14 protein-coding genes and 3 pseudogenes are annotated in these 18,596 nt (G+C 45.0%); 16 read left to right on the top strand and 1 reads right to left on the bottom strand.

Going from position 1 to position 18,596, the window contains the following annotated elements:
• The 6 genes and pseudogenes from AC1DLI_RS33570 to AC1DLI_RS33545 form a co-directional block, all read left to right on the top strand.
• A pseudogene (locus AC1DLI_RS33570) lies at positions 1 to 193 on the top strand (prephenate dehydratase); the annotation flags it as partial.
• 191 nt (positions 194 to 384) lie between these two features.
• Positions 385 to 1,320 carry a phosphotransferase family protein gene (locus AC1DLI_RS33565; protein WP_477609940.1) on the top strand — a complete coding sequence of 312 codons (936 nt, stop codon included), beginning with the start codon at positions 385 to 387 and terminating at the stop codon, positions 1,318 to 1,320.
• A gap of 344 nt (positions 1,321 to 1,664) precedes the next feature.
• The gene (locus AC1DLI_RS33560; protein WP_477609938.1) at positions 1,665 to 3,395 is read left to right on the top strand and encodes a metallophosphoesterase family protein; all 1,731 of its coding nucleotides are present in this window, start codon (positions 1,665 to 1,667) and stop codon (positions 3,393 to 3,395) included.
• 361 nt (positions 3,396 to 3,756) lie between these two features.
• Positions 3,757 to 3,888: a hypothetical protein gene (locus AC1DLI_RS33555; protein WP_477609936.1), complete on the top strand. Its 132-nt coding sequence runs from the start codon at positions 3,757 to 3,759 to the stop codon at positions 3,886 to 3,888.
• Positions 3,889 to 3,944: 56 nt separating this feature from the next.
• Positions 3,945 to 4,424: a hypothetical protein gene (locus tag AC1DLI_RS33550; RefSeq protein ID WP_477609934.1), complete on the top strand. Its 480-nt coding sequence runs from the start codon at positions 3,945 to 3,947 to the stop codon at positions 4,422 to 4,424.
• Positions 4,425 to 4,554: 130 nt separating this feature from the next.
• Positions 4,555 to 5,018, top strand: a pseudogene (locus AC1DLI_RS33545) (glycerate kinase).
• A 213-nt stretch (positions 5,019 to 5,231) separates the two neighbouring features.
• Here the strand turns inward: AC1DLI_RS33545 and AC1DLI_RS33540 are convergent.
• Positions 5,232 to 6,002: a helix-turn-helix transcriptional regulator gene (locus tag AC1DLI_RS33540; protein WP_477609932.1), complete on the bottom strand. Its 771-nt coding sequence runs from the start codon at positions 6,000 to 6,002 to the stop codon at positions 5,232 to 5,234.
• A gap of 160 nt (positions 6,003 to 6,162) precedes the next feature.
• Between AC1DLI_RS33540 and AC1DLI_RS33535 the strand changes: the two genes are divergently transcribed.
• The 10 genes and pseudogenes from AC1DLI_RS33535 to AC1DLI_RS33490 form a co-directional block, all read left to right on the top strand.
• Positions 6,163 to 7,032: a 2-hydroxy-3-oxopropionate reductase gene (locus AC1DLI_RS33535; RefSeq protein ID WP_477609930.1), complete on the top strand. Its 870-nt coding sequence runs from the start codon at positions 6,163 to 6,165 to the stop codon at positions 7,030 to 7,032.
• A gap of 3 nt (positions 7,033 to 7,035) precedes the next feature.
• On the top strand, positions 7,036 to 7,302 hold the full coding sequence (locus tag AC1DLI_RS33530) for a YciI family protein (protein WP_477609928.1): 267 nt from the start codon (positions 7,036 to 7,038) through the stop codon (positions 7,300 to 7,302).
• A 94-nt stretch (positions 7,303 to 7,396) separates the two neighbouring features.
• Complete coding sequence (locus AC1DLI_RS33525) at positions 7,397 to 9,409, top strand: family 10 glycosylhydrolase (protein WP_477609926.1); 2,013 nt, start codon at positions 7,397 to 7,399, stop codon at positions 9,407 to 9,409.
• A gap of 2 nt (positions 9,410 to 9,411) precedes the next feature.
• Positions 9,412 to 11,430, top strand: coding sequence for a family 10 glycosylhydrolase (locus AC1DLI_RS33520; protein WP_477609924.1), 2,019 nt, complete (start codon positions 9,412 to 9,414; stop codon positions 11,428 to 11,430).
• A 642-nt stretch (positions 11,431 to 12,072) separates the two neighbouring features.
• Entirely contained in the window at positions 12,073 to 12,618 is a 546-nt protein-coding gene (locus tag AC1DLI_RS33515; RefSeq protein ID WP_477609922.1) for a GNAT family N-acetyltransferase, read from the top strand.
• A gap of 102 nt (positions 12,619 to 12,720) precedes the next feature.
• Entirely contained in the window at positions 12,721 to 13,086 is a 366-nt protein-coding gene (locus tag AC1DLI_RS33510) for a VOC family protein (RefSeq protein ID WP_477609920.1), read from the top strand.
• A gap of 105 nt (positions 13,087 to 13,191) precedes the next feature.
• A complete protein-coding gene (locus AC1DLI_RS33505) occupies positions 13,192 to 14,415 on the top strand; it encodes a response regulator transcription factor (RefSeq protein ID WP_477609918.1) in 1,224 nt (407 codons plus the stop codon).
• 2 nt (positions 14,416 to 14,417) lie between these two features.
• Positions 14,418 to 16,283: a sensor histidine kinase gene (locus AC1DLI_RS33500; protein ID WP_477609942.1), complete on the top strand. Its 1,866-nt coding sequence runs from the start codon at positions 14,418 to 14,420 to the stop codon at positions 16,281 to 16,283.
• A gap of 91 nt (positions 16,284 to 16,374) precedes the next feature.
• Entirely contained in the window at positions 16,375 to 18,141 is a 1,767-nt protein-coding gene (locus tag AC1DLI_RS33495; RefSeq protein ID WP_477609916.1) for a type 2 periplasmic-binding domain-containing protein, read from the top strand.
• A gap of 81 nt (positions 18,142 to 18,222) precedes the next feature.
• Positions 18,223 to 18,596, top strand: a pseudogene (locus tag AC1DLI_RS33490) (sugar ABC transporter permease); the annotation flags it as partial.

Raw genomic sequence — 18,596 nt, 5'->3', positions numbered from 1 at the left:
ATTCTCTGCACTGGGGATTAACCTCACGTGGATCGAATCGCGACCAACTGGCAAGAAATTAGGGACATATCGTTTTCTAATCGAATCTGAAGTAGCTCAAAATGACCAACGAATGGTTAAAGCAATTAGAATTCTTGAAACGTTTGAACATCAGGTACATATAGTTGGGAGTTATTCGACCACAGTTCTTTAGTGATTATAAAGACAATGGTGGTTACGCTAACGGAGAATGATAGTTCAATAAACTAGACAACGAGGCTGCCGTGGATTCAACGGCAGCCTCGTTACGCTAAAGGGCAGTATAGTTTTGTTATAAACGTACTTTCCAAAAAAGTAAGTTGTAAACTATTCGAAGCACGACATTTGAGGGGGATGAAAGAGACTATGGAAGACTCTGTAGTTACACAAGCAGAACGAATTGCAGGCGATTTTCTTCTGGAACAAGTAAAAGCTTCGTACCAGATCATAGGAAAAGGCTTCGTAAATCAGGTTTGCGTAGTCGAAACAGAGAGTCATAAAGTCGTTGTTCGCATGAATGATTCAGGTACATATCCAAGCTACGTGAAAGAAAAATGGTGTATTGAACAAGCTGCTGCAATTGGCATTCCCGGACCTGAGGTGTTGTCCATTGGTATAGTTGATGAAACCGCATATATGATTCAAGCTTTTGTTGATGGAGACAACGGGTTAGACAGTACGGTTCTCAAGTCCGATGTTTGGAGGCAGCTTGGCAATTATGCCAAACTAATTCATTCGATCCAAGTGAAGGGATATGGGGAAAATCTGATTGATCCAGAAATAGGTGAGTTTCAATCACCTTCTCATGCAGGATCGGACGGCAGTTGGCTAGGGTATGTGCAATATAATATCAATAGTTTGACGGAGTATGATCGGTTGATTGAGCATGGAGTAATCACTCAGATGAAATCGCAGAGAGTACGAAAACTGTTTGAGAATTTGAAGAAAGAAACGTTCCGCTTCGGTTTAATCCATGGAGATATCTCATTGAAGAACACGATTGTCAATCAAACAGGACAAGTAATATTATTAGATTGGGGCAATGCAGAAGTTAGAACGGTACCGCATGGAGATATTATTAGTGTGATGCAGTGTCAATTCCTAGACGGAGATCCGACTATAGAAGAATTCAAAGCATTTTTAGACGGGTACGGCATAAGTGTAGAAGACCTTGCTGATATGAGACATTTGCTGCTATTAAGAGCATTCGATAACCTCAGGTGGGCTATTGATCGAAGTCCAGACCAGTTCGAATCCTATGCTACGATCGCGAAACAAGTTGTTGACATGATTATGGATTAGCAGAGATTGAGCGATGTTTTTGTATTTCAATCTAACCAAGGGTGAAGAAAATGATTGAACTAACGGAGAACGATAGCTCAATAAAACAGCGGCAGTCTAGGTTGTGCTACAGGAAAGGCTACTCTCCTGTTAGCCAGGATTCAACGGAGAACTATAGCTCGATACCCACGCTAATAGGCTGGATCGTCCGCCCCCGCCGGCCGATGTTACCCGGCTGCAACAACCGTTGTCCGGAGCGCGATCATATTTACTTATTTTTATTATTTCTCTTACAACCGCTTTACGATGGTCGATTATAGTTTGATAGAATGAAAGACAAATTTAACATGAAAGTGAGGTACAAGATGATGAAAGAAGACAAGCAAAATCGACAGACGAACGAAAGCAAGAAAGACGTTACGGATCAGGGAATGGATCGACTCACCTTTTTAAAAAGATCGACCCAGCTCGCCGGAGCTGTAATCGGCTTGTCGCTTGCGGACACACTTCATCCTTTGAAAGCGCTAGCGGAGTCCGATTCTTCCGCACGGCAGACGAATTGGAATAAACCTGATCTCATCTTCCCGGTGATCAGCGATATTCACATCCAGACCTCCAACGACCAAAACCTGAAAAAATTCTCCGAAACGATGGATCAGTTGAACCGGGCGGCCCCGAGTCAAGATGCGTTCATGATGGTGGGAGATTTGACCGATGACGGCGCGATAAAAGAATATGACGACTTGTTGGCCGTCTACAACGCAAAAAAACAAGCCGATGCGGTCTCCCTGTGCGCCATAGGCAATCATGACTACTGGAACGGTTTATCTGTTGCCGATGCCCAAAATCTGTTTCTCGAAAAAACAGGAATGAAATCTATTTATTTTCACAAGGTGATTAAAGGGTATCATTTTATCGTTCTGGGCACGGAAGACGGCACGACGGAAGGAACTTTCACCGAAACGCAAATCGCATGGCTCAGCGAGAAGCTGAAGCTGGCGCACGAAGACGATCCGAAGAAACCGATCTTCGTCTTCCATCACCAACCGATCATCGGCACGATCTACGGCAGCGAATGGGGCTTCACGGTCAACAGAGATCTGTTCTACGATACTTTGAAACCGTACCCGCAAGTCATCTCGTTCTCCGGCCATACACACTACCCGTTGGACGATCCCAGAATCATTCATCAAAAGGATTTCACGACCATCGGAACTTCTACCGGTGCTTATCTGTGGCTCGATGCCGGAAGAATCCAAGGGGAAGTTCCCGAAGGCGCCGATGTCTTAAACCAAGCCCTCATCGTTGAGGTTCACAACAACAAGGTACTGATCAAACGCCGCGATATCCATAACAATGACTGGACGGGCGAACCATTTGAAATTAGCTTTCCCGCCAATAAACGCAACTTCAAATATACGGACGCTAGAAAGGACAAGCATGCTCCTTTTTTCAACAGGGACGCGATGCTATCCGTCGTTGACGACAAAACGACTTTAACCGGGCTGACCGTTATGCTGACGCAAGCGAAAGACAATCTGCTCGTCCATGACTATAAAATCGTCGCAAAAAACGCGGGAACAGGGGAAGTTGCCAAGGAATATCTCGCGTTCTCGGAATTTTACAAAGATCCGGTCCCGAATCCGTTGATGCTGAACCTCGACGGACTGCAGCCGAACACGACGTACAAGATCGAGGTCCATGCCCTTGACGCATATGGCAATGAAAGCAGAGAATCTTTAAAGGCGCTGGGTAAAACGCTCGACGGCGTAGTCAAGAATGTAACGATAACTTTGTCGAAAAATGAATTACTTGGCGTACAAGATACGATAGAAGTTACTGTCGAGAACGCCAGAGCACCCCAGAGCGATTGGATCGGGTTATACGAAGTGAATGAAAAGCCGGGAGAATTCGCCTCGATCTGGTGGATGTACACGCAAGTGACGGACGGTACATGCAAATTTACGTATGATCCGAGGAATATCGGTTACCCGGACAGGTACAAAGAGGGTTCGACGTACAAATTCGTTTATTTCTACGGCGGCGGCTACGATGCCGTAGCTTCGACGACCTTCACCGTCGGCAGCAAAGTATAATAACGAAAAAGAAAGCCCTCGTTCATTTATTGTGAAGTGCACCCCATAGAAGAGACATTGGAAAACCAACTGGTTGTTCCGATGAATTCTTAGGGGTGCATTTTTATGGCTATTAAGGGACAGAAGTTTAAGCATTAAAGGGTAAGGAATATAATTATGAGACAGGTTGCAGCTTCGAAACATTTGAAAATAAAGAGGGTTGGCGATAACGGAAGGATTTAAAGTTAAGTTAACGGAGAACAATAGCTCATTAAAATAAGATGGTAGAATGCCAATATGATCGACATTAGCCTTCGTTAAAATAACAAACAGCAACGAAGAAAGTGCGAATTTCTTTATGTTATGGTAAGGAGCTATTTATTTGGAGGAAAATATCATTTTAGAAAAATTGGTCTTGCTATACTTGAGTATCCAAGAAGAAGGCGGAATCATTGACCTCAATTGGTGTGGTGATTTTTTGGCTGCAGTCATTGCGCTAACGGCAGCAGTATGAACTAAATGCCAAAGTAAGGTTAACTTAATAAGAAGGTAGGAGAGATTGGAGGAATTATGAGGAAAGAAGACTGGATTAAAGTACTTTTAGTAATATCACTACTTGGTAATGTGGCCTTATTTATGAATCATAAACATGTCAGCAAGAATCAAGAATTGAAATATGAGTTATTGAATGCGTACATTTACCGAGACCTAACCCAATTAGAAGCAACTATACAGTATCAATTAAATAATAATTGGGGAAACGAACCTCTTGTTACCCAAAAATTAGATGATGCGATTGATTCAGTTATCTTACACATTGGAATGGAAAGAGATGATGATAAGGAAGAAATTCTTTGGAAGCTGCATAATTACTTGAAAGAGTTCAAGCTTGGTGAAACCTTAGAGGTTAGCCTAACCGATAAGCAACGAACCGACTATATTTATTTAGGCGAGAAGCTCCGTTCAAGCGGGTGGAACTATAATGTAGGGTATGAAACAAGATGGGATAATTTTGAATCAAAAGTAAAGGGGCTCATTGCAGAATCATAAAACTCGGAAATTAAATGCATATAGATGAGTATTCAACTGAAGCGGAAAGACCAATGAATCTTTATAAAGAAAATGTGACAGTAGAAACCACAGTTGGTTAAACTAACGGGGAACGATAGTTGTTAAACATATGGATGAGCAGGCGCTGCGGTGGCCTGCTCATTTTATTAAGCTAACGGGCAGGAGTGATGTTACCAATCCTTTGTGCGGATCCGATGGTGCATCCTTCGACTTCGGTCCCCAGAAAGGGGCTAGGAAAGAAATGGCGCAAATGCTGGAAGACGGTTTGCGGAATTTTAGCAGAGTCATAAATAAACATCTTGGCCTGGACATTCAGAAATTGCCGGGAGCGGGAGCAGCGGGGGCCTCGGAGCAGGCCTGATCGCCTTTCTGTCCGCCCGGATGAGCCGGGAAATCGATATCGTCCTAGAGGCGATTCAATTTGAGAAATGGGTACAAGAGGTAGACCTTGTGATCACAGGCGATGGACGCACCGACTTACAAACGGCGTTCGGAAAGCCGCCCGCTGGCGTCGCGGCTCTCTCCAAGAAACCGATCGTTTACGTATCCCGAGGTATTGCTTTGGATACGTAGTCGCTGCATGCGCTTGGTATCGACGTTATCATCGGTGTGACTCAATTTCCCATGGCGCTTAGGGAAGCTATGAGTAACGCTCCTGCTTGGATTTAACATTCGGTCGCCTCTGTGATTCGCACCTTGCTTATTCCAGCGGAATATTAACAGGGTTGCTGCAGGCCATCGTCCGATGGGCTGCACGGCGTATTTACGCACTGGTTTTCAGAATAGTTAACACTGATTCGCCTTAACAAACGCTGAAGGCGACATCCCCGTCATCTTCTTAAACACGCGGTGGAAATAGAACGCATCACAAAACCCTAAATAGTCGGCAATCTCACCAATAGCAAGGTTTGTGTTGAGCAGCATTTCGCGGGCTTCAGCAATACGAACCATATGATGAAAGCCGATAGGCGTCTGGCCTGTTACCTCTTTGAAAACCGTACTAATATAATTGGGCGTCTTGCCCGTCAGTTCAGCAAGCTCCTCGATCCGGATTGTCCGCCGCACATGATGTAGAATGTATTCTCTTACCTCCATCGCTAATCCCCGTTTGCTGGAATGAACGCCGCCTGTATCGGCCTCCCTGTTGAATAAGGCCAGCAATTCAAACAGAACGCTGTGGCACACCGCTTCATAATGCGGCAGCTTGCTCATCCAATGCTGGATCAGCATAGTGAACCGCTGTTTGAAATATTCGCTGTGCTGCATATTGCTCTTGATGTAACGGTTATTTTGCAGCAACGGGATAAGCTCGTCATCGACGTCATGGAAGAAATGAGCGACGTTCCGGTGATGAAAGTCAAGTGCTTTTCCGCTTCGCATCGCTCCTTTGGGTATGTACAGCACGTCCCCCTTCCGCAGGGTGATCTCTTCCCCCTCAATCCAATAGACTAATGTTCCCGCCGTTAAGAACAACAAAATATCGCTTTGTGTAGGGTAGCTCTGCAGCTGCCATTTATCATTGAAGTCATGCGAGTACACAGACTGAATACGGAGCAAAGAAGAAGCACCTCCTGAACAATTTCTACCTCGGATAATTTCAATTATATCGTAGAATAACACATGCAGTATAGCTTCATTCATGTACTTCATATAGATGGAAGGTTTTAATAGTAGTAGAAAAATTCATTCCATCAAGCGAAGAATGGAGGCTCACTAAATGCCGAGAATAGGCTTTATCGGATTAGGAATTATGGGGAAGCCGATGGCGAGAAATTTGCTGAAGGCTGGCTATAAGCTCATCGTCCACAATCGGAGCCGTGCCGCAGTTGAGGAACTGACCGCTCTAGGTGCGCGTACAGCGGATAGTCCAAGGGAAGTGGCCGAGCAAGCGGATGTCGTCATTACGATGCTCCCGGATTCCCCCCAGGTTCAGGAGGTTATCGCCGGCCCGAACGGTATCATTGAAGGAGTACGCACCGGGATGATCGTGATGGAAATGAGCTCGATTAATCCTGCGGTGACTAAGCAATTATGTGAGCTGCTGCAGCAAAAGGGCTGTTATTTACTGGACGCTCCTGTCAGCGGCGGGGAAGTCGGCGCGATTGAAGGCATTCTTGCGATTATGGTCGGCGGACCCGAACAGATTGTGGAGCAGGTCAGGCCGATATTGGAAAAGCTGGGCCGCACCATTACTAGAGTCGGCGATGTGGGAGCGGGTAATACGGTTAAGCTGATCAATCAGATGATCGTCGCTATGAACATCGCTTCTGTCTCGGAAGCGATCGCTTTCGGCAAACAGGCGGGTGTTGATCCGCTTGTTGCTTATGAAGCGATTAAAGGAGGGCTGGCAGCGAGCCGCGTCCTGGATATGAAGATTTCGAACATTGCGGAGGAGAGCTTCAAGCCGGGCTTCCGGGTTGAGCTTCACCGCAAAGATTTGCGCAATGCGCTGCAGCATGCCGGTGAGATGGGTTATGAGCCTGATCTGACACGGCAAGTCGCGGAACATTTTGACCGATTAATCGAGCAGGGCTATGGATCAGAGGATCACAGCGCACTCTACCGCGCATTTAAAGGAGGCATGTAATCGATGAAATATTATGCCGTTTTTCTCCCGATGAAGGATGCAGACAAAAGCTCAGCGTTTAGATCTCAGCATCTGGCGTATCTCGATCAACGTGCAGCAGAAGGCAAAATTTTTGCGAATGGCCGGTTCGTTGATGGCGCTGGCGGCCTTGTAATTTATATGGCAGAAAATGAGCAGCAGGTAGAAGACATGGTTAAGCAGGATCCCTATATTATCGAGCAAGCGCGCGGCTATCAAATTCACGAATGGGATATCGTGCTCCGTAAATAAATAAAGCAAGCTTCCATAGCTGACGGAAGCTTGCTTTATTTATAACGTTTCAGGATCACCTTGCACGCCAATCAAGAGGAAAGGGAGTCATCCTATGACATGGTGGGAAAGAAATAACCTCAGGCTGATTCAACATAATTTAAGAGAATGCGATGCCAACTTGGATGTCGATGGACTGATTGATGAGCTAAAGCAGTTCTCCGCTAATGTGCTGATGATGAATGCCGGTGGAATTTTTGCTTTTTATCCGACGAAGCTCCAGTACCATTACCGGACGCCTCACCAGCACAAAGATTTGCTCGGAGAAGCGGTTGCGAAAGCGCATGTTGCGGGAATGCGGTTTATTGCAAGATTCGATTTCAGCAAAGCCCATGAAAGCATCTTTCAGAAGAAGCCGGAATGGTTTTACCGGACGAAGGAAGGCCTTGCGGTCAACTATGGCGGGATTGTACATACTTGTCTGAATGGCTGGTACCAGCAGCATTACGCCTTGCAAATGATCGAGGAAGTGATTACGGCTTATCCGGTAGACGGCATCTTCTTCAATATGTTCGGTTATATCCGGACAGATTATAGCGGCAACGATTATGGGATCTGCTATTGCGGGAACTGCAGCAGCAGGTTCCAGGAAATGACAGGGCTTTCGTTAGCAGTGGTGGAGCAGTCTGCAGAAGCGAAAAGCTTGTACCGCCGGTTCCAGGCTGCAACGACGCGGGATATTTTGGACCGGATTCAAACAATGGTAAAAAACCATAGCCCTGAGATCGCGATAAGTACCTATGCCGAGCATGCAGTCGATATTGTCCGCAAGGAATCCAATACGAAGCTGACAAGACCCCATCCGAAGTGGCTCTATTCGGCTTCCGAGAATGTGAAGTCTGTGATGGATTCGTGGGATGGTAAGCTGGTCAGCAACTGCAGCATTAATGCGGTTGATCTTCAATACCGCTTCATGGGTGTATCCCGGCATGAGACAGCAATCCGGCTGTTTGAGAATATCGCTAGCGGGTCGGGGCTCGATTTTTGTATCATCGGCGTATTCGACGGTTACCCTGACCGCGCTAATTTGGAGACGGTGAAAGACATTTACCGGTTTCATCACGAGTATGAGCAGCATTTCGCGGAGCTGAAGTCGGTCGCTGCTATTGCCTTAATTAAGCCATCCTATGGCAGTGAAACTGAATATTTAGGCATATTCAAAATACTCAAGGAGCAGCATCTCATGTTCGATGTCATTGTTCAGTCCCGGCTGCCCCATAAGAAAGAAGCGCTGAAGAGTAAGGTAAAGCTTATGATCCTTCCTCATGCGATAAACATGGAGCAAGATGAGCTGGCAGCGCTAATAGAGCTTCAGAAGTCGGGGGTCACCATTGTCGCAACAGGGCAGTCCTTGACAGACGGAGACGGAGAAGAGGCTTTGCAGCAGCTGTTTCAAGCAAAATGGGTAGGCGGAATAGATCAGACAGATGCGGCCTACATTGAGGTGAATGATAAGCAGCTATTCCCGAGTTTCATCGGCCGGGACTGGGTGTTTGTGGACCGTAAGTTCTCCTACATGTCCTTTGCAGATGATACGGAGGTACAGTTACCCTTTATCTCTCCCTCTTCGTTCGGTCCGCCGGAACGCGCTTACGGACATGAGCGAAGCGGCTATTATGGTGTTGGAATCGCAAGGCATCATGCCGGCTGGGGGATTTATTTTCCTTGGCAGATTGGAACGGCGTATTATGAGCACGGCTTCGAGGAGCACAAATGGCTGCTGACGGATGTCATCAACCACATCACAGGCGATAGTTGCCTTGTACAGACCGATGCGCCCGGCAGCGTCGAGCTGTTCGTGAACGAAACGGGCAATGGAGCTATCCTCGTCCAACTGCTCAATATGTCAGGATTTAACGGCGTGACCTACAGCGATCCGGTTCCTATCGGCCCTATTCATGTTCATCTGAGAGGAATCAGGAAGCCTGTTCAGGTGTCCACTCTTAAGGAGAAGAAAGAAGTGGGCTGGGTAATGGATGAAACATTATCAATCATTACTGTGAAATTGGATACATTGCAGGTTTATGAGGCTATTGTGCTGGAGCTGATAGAAGAGAGAGGAAGATGACAATGCCTAATGAAATAAAAGCGTGGTGGAAGAAGCCGCTTCGTATCATTCAGCCAAATCTGCAGGTTCGCGATACGGTCCGTATTAAGCCGCGGGAATTGGCAGCGCAAATGGAGGAGATGGGCGCCAATGCCATTGTGTTTAACGTTGGCGGAATTTATGCCTGGTATCCTACCGCTGTGCCGTTCCATACGCAGAATGAATATTTACCTTCTGACTCCGATATGCTTCTGGAGGTTATAGAAGCCTGTCATGAACGAAATATCCGGTTTATCGCCCGGTTTGATTTCAGCAAAGCGGAGGATTCTGTTTATTTGCAGCAGCCGCAATGGTTTGTCAGAGATGCGGCGGGTGAGCCGCAGGTCATTGGCGCGCGCCGTCCCGGGCCGTGGTCGCTTCTGATGTCCACCTGCCTGAACAGTGGTTACCGCAATGAGGAGGTGGCGGCACCGGTATTGTCGGAAGTCATCAACCGCTATCCGATTGATGGCATTTTCTTCAATAATCCGGGTTATATTCCATGCTTCTGCGACGGCTGCAAACGGAAGTACAAGGCAGCCTATGGCGAAGCCCTTCCATCGACTGCGGCAGAGTTTCAATCGGATTGGGCGATTCGCTGCCTGAAGGATAATATCGGACGGCTTAACACCCTGGTGAAAAAGGAGGCTGCGCACATTCCGCTTATTTTATACTACAATTTATACCGGGACAATTTGTATGAGCGGACGGAGATGGCGGATATGATCTGTACGGAGCCACAGGATATATTATCTTTGGGCCGCCATCATATTCCAGAGTTTTGGAAGCCTGCACTGAGCATTAAGCTGGGCAGGTCACTTACGGATTATCCGCATCCTTTCGGCATTGTTCATTCCAGTCCGGGCATGGATTGGAGGCATACCGGCCTGCCGCATGCGGAGTACCGGTTCTGGCTATGTCAAATTCCAGCTAACGGAGGGCAGATTTGGCATTCGTTAACAGGTGTGCCGGACACGATTACGGACAAACGGATTCTGGGTGTTGTTGCTGAGCACAATGCGATGGTTCGCAAAATAGAGTCTTACGTGGAGGATGCGCAGCCTTACCATCAAGTCGCTTTAATTTGGAATAGCGCTTCCTCAGCAGAGGGCTGGGCTGACGGCTTTCTGGAGCGCCAAATCCCGTTTGATGTGCTGCTGCCGGAGCAAGTGGAGAGCGGACGATTAGAGCAAGGGTATATGATTGCTGTGCTGCCTCTGGGTCTGATCTGGAGCGATTCGTTTGAAGCCGCGGTCCGGCGTTTCGTAGATGGAGGGGGGCGCATCCTTGTGGAGGGTATGCCTGAGCGGGATGGATTATCTGATCTGCTTGGCGTGCAGCCTGATGTATTTGCCGGCGAAGAGCTTACAGCCGCTTATATGCGGTTTGAGGGAGAGCATAATCCGCTTCAGGCTGGCATGGAGCAAACGGAGCTGATTGCGCTGCGCGGCAAAGTGATTTACGCGAAGCCTACAGAAGGTACGGATGTGCTGATGACGCTGGTGCCGCCATTTTCTCCGCTGGAAAGTGTCGGAGCTCCGCCGGAGCGAGCTTCCCTGTTAGTGAAGCGTACGGCTATTCCATTAGTCCTTCGCCGCCGGTACGGGAGAGGTCAAGCGGCATTATTGACGTTTCCGTTGAGCGGGCTGATTCATGAGTATCGTCTGGATGACCATTACAGCCTATTAAATAATTTGATCCACATGGTAACGGATGATGGATTAGCGGTTGAGGTGTCGCACTCTCCCGGTTTGCAGGTCAGTGTATTTGCGAAAGAAAAGGGACTCATTATTCATCTGGTGAACGGTGCGGGAAGAAGACCGCTGACGAATACTTTAGCCGTTCATCATATTAAAGTGTCATGGTCTCTTGGGCAGGGGATACCCGGTCATAAAGTAAAAGCGCTCATTTCTGGAACAGAGCTCCCTGTTGTGGAGGAAGGGGGACGTCAATCCGTTACTTTACCTGTTCTGCACGTATGGGAGGCGCTTTGGATCGAATGAAGACCTCCTTTTCATTAGACAGGACAAATAGAATCCGGTATATTAATAGAATATGAATTGCTTCGACTGTCTCAATCAGCTGTTATGCAGGAAGCATTGTCTAATGGCAGGCTGCATTTGTCTTAAGTAAAGGCCAGCGGTTTTGTGTTATGCTCCCCAAGTAGTAGACAGGTTAAATTAAAAACCTGCTGCTATGAGGGGAGTATTTTTATGTCTAGAGTTATTGTGTGACGGGCATGCTCACCATTATCAAAGAGATCGAATGTGGTGAACTTAACTTACATAGCTTTCTTAACATGGAACGACATCCATTCACGGAGAACGTGATTTGTCCCGAAACTGGCTCGTCGTCATGCCGGCGGTCCGCTTGAACAAATTGTGGAACGACGTTTAGCTCTCAGTTCGCCGATCTCCTTCATCGTCAGCCGGGTCGTTTGCAAATAGCGATTGACCACTTCCATCCGGTACCCCATCAAATAGCGGATCAGACTGATCCCTACTTCTTTTTTGAACAAATGCGCCAAATGGTATGCATTAACGGGCAGGTTTGCGTGGTGAGTGTTACTTATATTTTGAGTTAGGAAAAAGGAATTGGATGGTCTCCTATCGTAATTGTAATAAAATGAATAGTGGAGGCAGGATATGAACCCTAAATTTGAGACCAATCGCTTAATGCTCCGATTATTTGAGCTCTCTGATGCAAAAATGGTTCAAACACTGGCGGGAACTGAAGAAGTTGCACGTACAACGCTCTCTATACCCCACCCATATCCTGATGGTGCGGCTGAAGCATGGATTGAACGCATCCTACAAGCGGCTCAAAAAGGCGAAATATTTTCATTCGCTATGGTCAAGAAAGAGGATGAGTTATTAATTGGTTGTATGAGCTTGCGCGTATCCCAAACAGAGAATGAAGCAGAATTGGCTTACTGGGTAGGACACCCATTTTGGGGGCAAGGCTTTGCAACAGAAGCCGCCCAGACCGTAGTTGAATTCGGTTTTGAAGTATTGCAGTTAAATCGCATTTACGCCGCTGCTATGACGAAAAATCCAGCATCCTACAAAGTAATGAGTAAAGTTGGGATGAAGTTTAAAGATACTCTCCCTAAATATATTTTAAAGTCTGGGATTTACGAAGACATAGTATTTTACGATTTGCACAAATCGGATTATATTAAAGTTGGTTAAACTAACGGGCAGTATAGTTGAAAAGGAACTTAAATTTATTTCTCGAATATCTAAATGTAATCGGATAGCTAAAAATTTGATGACAGACAGGAGTTAGATAAGATGATAAAAGGTTTCGGAGGAATATTTTGGAGAACTAAGAATCTTGAAGTTATAAAAAAATGGTACAGTGAAGTGTTGAAGATTGAAATAGAAAATTGGAATGGGACTGTGATAAAACCCGAATTAGGAAATGAGACTATCTTATCTTTCTTTAACGAGAATGACAGTTATTTTCCAACAGAACAACAAGTGATGTTAAATTTCCAAGTACATAATATAAACGAGACTATTAAGCATCTTGAACATATTGGTGTACCTCTTGCAAAGAAAAAAGAGATTAGTGAATTTGGAAAGTTTATTTGGATTGAAGATCCTGAAGGTCGACTGATCGAGCTTTGGGAGAAAAATTATTTAAGCAATAGTTAAAGAAGACTACTAGCCACAATGGGATGTTGAATTAGAGTTGCAATATACGATGAATATTAACTCTACGTATAATTGAAAGCGCTTTATAAAAGGGGTCTAGGAGCAATGTATAAAGATTTGTCCGTACTGGTTGCTGAAGATGAATTTCTAGTCAGAATCGGAATCAAAGTATCAATTTCAAATTCTAACCTGCCATTTACCGTTGTAGCGGATGCACCTGATGGTGCTTCTGCGTTTCTTCTATACCTGGAGCATCGCCCTGATATTGTATTTACGGATATCCGAATGCCAAGATTAGATGGAATCGAGCTAATACGGCAAATACGGGAACAGGATGACGAATGTGAAATCGTGGTCATTTCGTGCCTGGAAGATTTTGAAACTCTGAAAGAGGTAGCAAGATACAACATTTTTTCCTACTTGCTAAAGGCGACAATGACGGGTAGCGAAGTGAAAAGCACATTGTCCAAGCTTCATCAGAAATATCTTAGTTCCGGAAAGAAGCTTGAGTCGAAAAACACAAACTCACCTAAAAATTTTGAGAGTTTATTGCAAAAGTATGCCATGGACAAAGAAATAGAGTTTAAATCTTTTACGGCGATGAAAAGCACAATGGGTAACACGCAGGACTATGCCATACTGCTTGAAGTCATTCTTCCTGTAGATGGTAAGCTAGACATTCTGATACCGGCAATCATAGAAATATTTAAGGAACGATTTGACGGTATTGTTTGCTGTAGAACGGAAAGCAGGTTGATCTGCTTATATAAAAAAAGCAGCTCTCTACACGAGGATATTAAAAATGTCTGGATATATATCGAAAAAACTTGTTCCGCCAGACTCGGCCTGTTGGTAAAAACGTTTGATGACTTGTCAGAACTTCCGGAGCTGATTGATTTATTTGAGCAGACGATTCAGAGACAGCCGGAAATAGTTGAGTGCATCTATTTCGATGATCTCAAGTATGAAAATTTTAGAAGAAGTCATGTGTTCAGAAGTGAAATCAAATCAATCATCAAATATCTTGAGAGTAATTCCAACAAAGATATAACCCTGAATGACGCTGCTTCGATGGTAGGGCTTAGCACGAATTATTTTTCCAATCTCTTTTCACAACAAACAGGAATCAGCTTCATCATGTATTTAAATCATCTCAGGCTTGAAAGTGCAAAAGCGCAGCTAGAGTCGACCGATCTGCCGATCAGCGAGATTGCAGCGAGTTGCGGCTTTAATGATGAAGCGTATTTCAGCAGACTGTTTAAAGATAAAATCGGTGTAAGTCCCAGTAAATGGAGGAAGATGCAGTTTAAAACGGAGAAAAAGGGTTGAACATGAAGCAGCTAAAGTTAATATTCAGTCATATTAAATATAGAATGCTCCTCATCACACTGATTGTGATTACAATGTCTCTGACTATTGGGTTTGCAATCATTATTCATCTTGTAACGGATATTCTGCTGAAAGAAAACGAAAAATCGACAATTGCCGGCTTTTCAAAGATAGAAACAAGCATTGAATTACTTTTGAGCAATGCGTTGAGATTTTCGCTGTCGGTGCAGAACATGGAATCTGTACAGGCGTTTATGCACAACAATGAACTTGGCGATATAGAGCAAACACAGGGGAGAGTAGAACTAATAACCAAATTGGACCAAATGCTAGCTTCGTATGATGCTATGAATTCCATTATCATTTTTAAGAAGAATGGGGAGATAGGAGGAACATCGGGCCCTCGCACATTCTTTTCAAATCATAGCAAACACCCATTTTTCTCGACCATAGAATATGCCGAAGCTGTTAATAATCCTTATAAAATAGTATGGGCTACTCAATATTCGAGAAAATTTTTCTCACAGATTGCTACCAATGACGCTATTCAGTCCTCCGATATATTCATTGCTGGAATCGTATCAATGGAAAAAAAACGTAATTCAAAAAACTTTGGGGATGTCCTGCTTGTGTCGCTTAAAGAAAGTGTTCTACGCCAATACTACGGGCAGCTTAGCGATGAACACGGCGAAATCGTTATGCTGGATGAGAAGGGCAAACTATTTTCAGGTACGAGCCTTGACGGGTTTGGTGAAGTTCCCTACTATTTTGACAAGATCGACAAGACGACTAACTCAGGCAGCTTTGAGGTCTCTTCGGATAATGAGAGGAATGAGATTGTATACTATCGCATGAATAACACAGGGTGGTGGATGGTAAAATCCATGCCTGTATCGTTTTATCAACAGAACGTATCTGTAATCAAGCCCATCATGATTCTGGTAGCAATCGGTGTAGCGATATTAATAGCAGTGCTTAACTCGGTAGGGTTTATGATTGTTACGAAGCCGCTATACGCTCTTCTCAAGGTATTTCGAATCATCGGAAAAGGGGATTTGACACAAAAAGCAAACCAGAATACCGGTGTTTATGAGATTGATGTAATAGGTTCTGCATTTAACAATATGCTTGACAACATTAATTCTCTTATTTATAAAAGCAAATTGATGGAAAGAGAAAAGCACAAGCTGGAGTTGCTTTCCCTTCAAAATCAAATCAAGCCGCACTTTTTTTATAATACGATCGTGTCCATAAGGTGGATGGCAACGCTTTCCGGCTCCGACAACGTCGCTGATGCGCTCGTCGTGTTGATTAAACTGTTACGGCCTGTATTCAGCTCGCAGGAGTTTCATTGGACAGTCGGTGAGGAGTTGCAATTCAGTGAAAACTATCTTCAGCTTATGGAATTGAGATTTGGCAATCAGGTTGGGCATGTTGTCGCGTATGAGGACGGGGTTGATATCGAGCAAGTTCAGGGACATCTACTACCACGATTTTCACTCCAGCCGATTATTGAAAACTGTTTTGAGCATGCCTTCATTCAAAACCAACAGATGTTTATACGAATAACACTTAAAATGTACGGCGACTTTTTAACGATTGCCGTTTCGGATGACGGAGCAGGGATGGATCCGTTATTGGCAGATGGCTATAATCTTAAGTTTTCAAAGGAGATTATGACCAGTGACGAGGAGGGCCTTCATGAGACACATATAGGACTGCTCAATGTCAATAAACGGCTTAAGCTTGCGGCTGGATACGAATCTGGGCTGACAATCGAATCGATGGAAGGTCGTGGCACAAGCGTAATCATTAAAATTCATCGTAAGAAAGTCCAGGAATCTGTAAATAATACAAAAAATCGATAAGAACGGTTATAGTGCCCACTATAACCGTTTTGTTATTCTTAAGTAGAAGTTTGAACGAACAAAGAATTTTAACAAAAAGGGGCGATTACACATGAAAGCAAGGAAATTATTCATTTCATTGATGATTTTGACTGTATTTGGAATGCTTTTGGCCGCTTGCAGTAAGTCCCCAGGTTCAAATTCAGAAGCTAGCGACGCAGACTCAAGCTCAGGTACAAATGAAAGCGCTAACCCAAGCGAAGAGAGCACCGGTCCTGTAAGTCTCACCTTCGGTACACTCGGCGGGAGCAATCCAATGGACGAAAAATGGTGGCCGGATGATGTGACGGCCGAAATCGAAAAAAAACTCAACATCAAACTAAACTGGATTGTGTATGACACGGACAAGCTGAACCTTGCTCTGGCAGGCAACGATCTTCCCGATATCATGAAAATTCCTGTAAGCTATGTGCAGCAGGTTCTTGATTCAAAGATAGCGGTTCCGCTGGACGACTATCTTGACAAGTACGGTCCGAACATCAATGCCTACACAACTAGAAACGACATCGTTCGTAAGTTCTTAAGCAATGGGGACGGGAAGCTGTACTTCCGTACACCTAACACAAGCGCAGAAGGCGAGGATATTGGTGCTGAAGGCTGGGCAGGTTATGTCGTTCGTTGGGATCTTTACAAGCAGCTTGGCGCACCCAAGATTGTGAGCGATGACGATTATGTCAATGTATTGAAGAAAATGAGGGATTTGAATCCTACAACCGAGTCCGGTCAAAATGTTTACGGCATCGGTATCCCGGGTGCAGATGGGCTTTGGCAATGGAACATTGGGAAATTTGCATCCATGGGCTATGTGAACAACTCCACTTGGGGTTATGCATCGAGTGTCAAAGACAACTCTCTTATCCAAAACTATCTGGATGAAGATAAGTCTCCGTTCTGGGCAGCTATGAAGTTATATAACAAGCTTAGCCGCGAAGGCCTCTTAGACCCAGACAGCTTTACAATGAAGTCCGAGGAGATGAGTGAAAAAGCTGCAAGAGGCCAGTATGTAGGCGCAAAAATTACATGGGATGTCGGCTCGTACAACGACGCTATGAAACAAGCAGACCTGAACACAACCAAAGGGTTTATGGCGATTCCTGCTGAAGGCCAGTATTCATGGTATGGCGCACGCTCAATCGCCGGCTGGGGCGATAAGGAAATGTTCGTCACTTCAACGTCGAAAAACATTGAAAAAGCGATACAGTTACTTGACTTCCTTGACAGCCCGGAAGGCAACCGTCTCCATTACTCGGGCGTTGAAGGAAAGCACTGGGAGAATAAAAACGGAGTGCCTACTCCTCTGCAAAGTACGTTCGACCTGCGTAATTCAGGAAGTCAAGATGAATGGCTCAAGACTGGAATTGGAAGCATGTCCAATTTCATTGGTGCGGGAGGAAATTCTAAGGACCCTAATGGCTACCCCTATGATCTGTTCCAAACGAAGGAAGGACTTATAGCTTCCCTTTCATCTCTACAAAAGGATTTTGCCAAGTTCTACAACGTCGAATATCCTGGAGAGCTGCAGATGAACATGGTTGCTGAAGGCAAGCATTTTAACCAGAGCAACTCGCTTGCAACTGCAATTAATATTGGCATCGGAGGCGTACCGTCCGACATTTCACGGATTGACGCCAAGATGGATGAAATCGCAACAAAGGCAATCCCAACGCTCATTCTGGCTAAGAATGACGAGGAGTTCAACGCAGCACGCGACAAATTTATTAAGAATATCAATGCAGCTGGAGCAGATACGGCCTGGCAGTGGTGGGAAAAGCAATGGAACGCTTCAAAAGAGTATGTCATGTCTGTTGATAAAAAATAATGTTCAGCAGAACATGCAGAACGTTGAGAAAGTCGCAGAAAGTGCGGCTTTCTCAATTCTACAACTGAAAGCTGGTGAAACATGAATCACAGAAATAATGCTCGCTATGGCTTGCTGTATATGGCGCTTCCTTTGATGGCATTGGTGTTTCTTTTCAGCTACATGCCTTTGTTCGGATGGATCTATGCCTTCTATGACTATAAGGCGGGTATTCCCCTTTTTCAAAACGAGTTTGTAGGCTTTAAGTTTTTCGAGTTAATTTTCAAAGACAAGGCGGATATGATCCGCGTCATGAAAAATACGCTCATTTTTGCATTTATCGGTCTGGCGCTCTCTCCGCTGCCAATGATTTTTGCCATACTGATAAACGAAATCAGGATAAAACGCTTTAAAAGCTTTATTCAAACAGCAACGACGCTGCCGAACTTCGTAAGCTGGATTATTGTGTATTCGCT

It is taken from the genome of Paenibacillus sp. 01T443, from assembly GCF_056398325.1.
The sequence above is the reverse complement of the archived record's forward strand: the minus strand, read 5'-3'. Positions and strand labels throughout refer to the sequence as shown.

Coding starts and splice junctions, on each gene's coding strand:
- AC1DLI_RS33565 (WP_477609940.1), top strand. CDS start 385: ATGGAAGACTCTGTAGTTACACAAGCAGAACGAATTGCAGGCGATTTT.
- AC1DLI_RS33560 (WP_477609938.1), top strand. CDS start 1,665: ATGATGAAAGAAGACAAGCAAAATCGACAGACGAACGAAAGCAAGAAA.
- AC1DLI_RS33550 (WP_477609934.1), top strand. CDS start 3,945: ATGAGGAAAGAAGACTGGATTAAAGTACTTTTAGTAATATCACTACTT.
- AC1DLI_RS33535 (WP_477609930.1), top strand. CDS start 6,163: ATGCCGAGAATAGGCTTTATCGGATTAGGAATTATGGGGAAGCCGATG.
- AC1DLI_RS33530 (WP_477609928.1), top strand. CDS start 7,036: ATGAAATATTATGCCGTTTTTCTCCCGATGAAGGATGCAGACAAAAGC.
- AC1DLI_RS33525 (WP_477609926.1), top strand. CDS start 7,397: ATGACATGGTGGGAAAGAAATAACCTCAGGCTGATTCAACATAATTTA.
- AC1DLI_RS33520 (WP_477609924.1), top strand. CDS start 9,412: ATGCCTAATGAAATAAAAGCGTGGTGGAAGAAGCCGCTTCGTATCATT.
- AC1DLI_RS33515 (WP_477609922.1), top strand. CDS start 12,073: ATGAACCCTAAATTTGAGACCAATCGCTTAATGCTCCGATTATTTGAG.
- AC1DLI_RS33510 (WP_477609920.1), top strand. CDS start 12,721: ATGATAAAAGGTTTCGGAGGAATATTTTGGAGAACTAAGAATCTTGAA.
- AC1DLI_RS33505 (WP_477609918.1), top strand. CDS start 13,192: ATGTATAAAGATTTGTCCGTACTGGTTGCTGAAGATGAATTTCTAGTC.
- AC1DLI_RS33500 (WP_477609942.1), top strand. CDS start 14,418: ATGAAGCAGCTAAAGTTAATATTCAGTCATATTAAATATAGAATGCTC.
- AC1DLI_RS33495 (WP_477609916.1), top strand. CDS start 16,375: ATGAAAGCAAGGAAATTATTCATTTCATTGATGATTTTGACTGTATTT.